This window comes from Bradyrhizobium sp. (genome assembly GCF_049581145.1).
Lineage (GTDB): Bacteria > Pseudomonadota > Alphaproteobacteria > Rhizobiales > Xanthobacteraceae > Bradyrhizobium.
This window is the reverse complement of sequence record NZ_JBAURI010001077.1, coordinates 1-3,522: the sequence shown is the minus strand read 5'-3', so window position 1 is coordinate 3,522 and position 3,522 is coordinate 1. Positions and strand designations below refer to the sequence as shown.

Sequence of the window (3,522 nt, the reverse complement as noted above, 5' to 3'; positions counted from 1 at the left end):
GCCAGGGTCGACATCGACAAAATTCGTCGACAATCCGGACAGGGCAGCGCCTTTCGAAGGCGCCTTTTGCAGAATGAACATGACCTGAAACAGGGCGTTGCGATCCAGACTGCGCGGCACCTGGAGGGCCTGGAAAATCTGCTCGATCGGGAGGTCCTGGTTCCGATAGGCATCCAATGTGATTTGCCGGACACGCCGCAGCAGGTCAGCGAAGGTGGGGTCCCCGGAAAGGTCGGTCCGCAATACGATGGCATTGGCGAACATTCCGATCAACCGCTCGATCTGGATCTGGTTGCGGTTGGCGATCAACGTCCCGACCGCGACATCCTCGTGCTGCGTATATCGGTACAGGAGGCACTGAAACGCGGCGAGAAGCGTCATGAACAAGGTCGCGTTGTGGCTCTGACTCAACGACTTGATGCGGCCAGACAACTCCCGCGACAAGCTCAGCGGAAGCCTGGCGCCGCGGCCGGTCCGTGTCTCCGGACGGGGCCGATCCGTTCGCAGCGGCAGCTCGGCCAACCCTTTGAGCCGCCCACGCCAATAATCGCCCTGGTCCTTGGCGGCCGGCGTTCGCAGCCACGTGCGCTGCCACGCGACGAAATGTCGATATTGAACCGGAAGCTCGGGTAATTTGGCAGGCTCTCCTCTTATTCCCGCGTTATAGAGCGCCTCGAGCTCTTCCCAGAACAGCCGCTGGGACCATCCGTCCGTAATGAGATGATGGAGCTTGACCAGCAGCGCATGGTCGTGCTCGCCAAGTTTCAGGAGCTGCAACCGTATCGGCGGTCGCTTTTCGATGTCGAGCGATTGCCGCAGCCATTGCATCGTCTGGGATCGAATCGTTTCGGCTTTGTCGGGCTCGGATAACGCGCCCAGGTCGAGATGTTCCAGGCGTGGTCGAACCCGCGTCACGATCTGTATTCGCTCGCCCAGACGCTCCGGGAAGATCGATCGCAAGGCCTCGTGGCGCTCGCTGATCGCGGCGATGCTCGCTTCCAGCACGTCGGGATCGAGCGGCCCGGACAGACGCGCTGCACCCACCACATGGTATTTGTGTCCGATCTGGTCGATCGTACTCAGGACCTGGATTCTCTGCTGCTGCTGTGACAGCTGGCCAGGGCCATCCGCCGGAACGTCACGCAGGTCCGGGCGCGCGGCGGAGATTCGCTTTTTCGAGGACTCGATCCGGACCGCAAGCGTCGCAATCGTCGGCGCATCGAAAATGTCGTTGAAGGAAAGTTCGACCCGGAAGCGGGTCCGTAGGCGCGAAAGCAGTTGCGCGACCGTCAGGGAATCCGCCCCAAGTGCAAAGACGTCGTCCTCGATCCCGACCGCATGGAGTTCCAGGAGATCCGCCCAGATTTTGGCCAGCTCCCACTCGGTTTCCGAACGCGGCTCGACCGGCTTGTCGTTGCGTTCGATGCGCGATCGTGGCGATGCTATCGACAGCATGCCGGCGAGTTCGCCGCGAACAATCTTTCCGTCGGGACCGGTCGGGATCGCCGGCACAATTTGGATCAGGCTGGGAACCTTGAACCGCGCCAGGTGATCCCTCGCGAACTGCCGGAGCTTGTGGGAATTGGTCTTGGCCTCCGGCCGCAGCACGACGGCGACCGCGACATCCTCCCCAAGCTTCTTGTGGATGAGCGGAAAAGCCGCGGCTGCCATCACCTCGGGATGGCCCAGGAGTGCCTTTTCGACTTCGGCCGGCGAAACCTTCTGCCCTCCACGGTTGATCACATCGGCTTTCTTGATGCGCCCGAGCAGGAACAGATATCCCTCTGAATCGATGTAGCCGCGGTCGCCGGTCCAGAACCAGCCGTCGCGAAAGGCTGCTCTGGTTGCGAGCTCGTTGGTGTCATAGCCCCTCGTCACGGTCGGGCCTCTGAGCGCGACCTCTCCCGGTTCGCCGGCGGCCAGAGGGCGGCCCATGCCGTCCATGATGGCGATCTCGGCGCCCGCGGGCTTGCCGACGGAGCCAGGCTTGCGCTTCTCCACAGGGTTCGCGGCAATCTGGGACGCGGCTTCGGTCATGCCGTAGGTTTCAATCACGGGCACGCCAAACAGCTGCTCGAGTTCGTCGAGCACGTCGGTCGGCAGCGACGAGGAAGCGGATCGGATCAGCCGCAAGGATGACCGCCGATACGCCCGTTTCCGGCGACGCGCTTCCGCTATCAGCGCGCGATGGATGGGGGGGACCGCAGTATACCAGGTTGGTTGATGCTGCTTCAGCCAACCGAAGAAGGCCGCGGCGTCGAATTTCGGCGCGCAGATCACGCTGGACCCGGCTGCCAGCGCCGTCAAAAGTCCCGAGATCAGACCATGCGCGTGAAACAGAGGCAGAACACACAGCAATCGATCCTGCGCCTCGATCGCGACCGCGGCACCTGCATTGTGGGCTGAGAGGCAGATGCTGGAGTGGAGCAGAGGCACCAATTTCGGCCGTGACGCGGTCCCCGAGGTCAGCAGGATGAACGCGTCGTCGGCGCCGGTCGCCAATTCGTCGTTGTTAGCGCCTCGCGCCGTTGAGCAAACGAGACTGAAGGCGCCGGGCCCCTGCGTGGGGTTCGGCGAGAGATCGATCACCGGTATGGCAAGGCCATATGCGACGCTCCGGGCTGCCGAGTCCACATCGGAGCACGTCAAGAGCGCGGCCACCCGTAGGTCTTCGAAGGTCCCCCGCCACTCCTGCGCGGAAAAACCGGGGTGCAGCGGCACACACACCGCACCGGCCGCGACAGCGACGACTGCCACCGCGGCCTCTGGTCCGCCTGGCAATACGACCGCGACACGGTCGCGCCGGCTGATGCCGAATTTGCGCAACTCGCGAACTATCTCGTTCACGCGAAGCCAGAACGCACCATATGTCAACGCCGCGCCTCCCGGCGCGAGAATGGCCGGATGCTCCGGCGAATGGCGCCCATGGTAGGCGAGAAGATCTCCGATGCAGGAAAACACCCGGTTCTCGGCTTTGGCGATGGCCTCCTGCGGCCATTTCTCTGCGATCCCTGACAAACTCGTCTCCCAAGCTCGTTTATTTGGCGCGCCGGCGGTTGACTTTCGTTTTCGCTGTTTTGGCGCGCTTGGGCGACGTGTGTGTGCCCGCGCGCTTCGGGCGGACGCGTTGCGGTGAGGCTGCGATGGCAGATATGTCGTCCGGATCTCGCAACGTGCGTTTGCCGCTCAATGCTTTGGCCAGCACGGTTGGATCCAGCTGATCAATCAGTTTCCTGGGATTGATGGCGTCGGACACATAGCGATCAAGCCATGCAACCGCACTATCGAGGCTCGCCAATTCGGGCTCGGCATAGCCGAGCAGGTCCTGATAATAGGTTGCGGAATCCTCCAGGAACAGGTCTCGCGCCAAACCGTTCACGAGTCGACGCAGGCCATATTTCGTTCCGGGAATGGCCGCTCCCGTCAGGCCCAGGCTTGGCATCGCGCCGAAGGTGAAATTGTGCAGTCGACTTAGAAAAGCAGCGGTTCCTGGCTCCCGTTCGGTAAATTCGAATGCCGCGC

The 3,522-nt window shown here is 62.5% G+C and carries 1 protein-coding gene and 1 pseudogene; both read right to left on the bottom strand.

The window, feature by feature from the left end; translation table 11 throughout:
* On the bottom strand, positions 1-3,018 hold a 3,018-nt coding region (locus tag WCB02_RS34825; protein ID WP_423965798.1), incomplete at its 3' end, for a condensation domain-containing protein.
* Positions 3,019-3,037: 19 nt separating this feature from the next.
* Positions 3,038-3,522 (bottom strand): annotated as a pseudogene (locus tag WCB02_RS34820) (hypothetical protein); the annotation flags it as partial.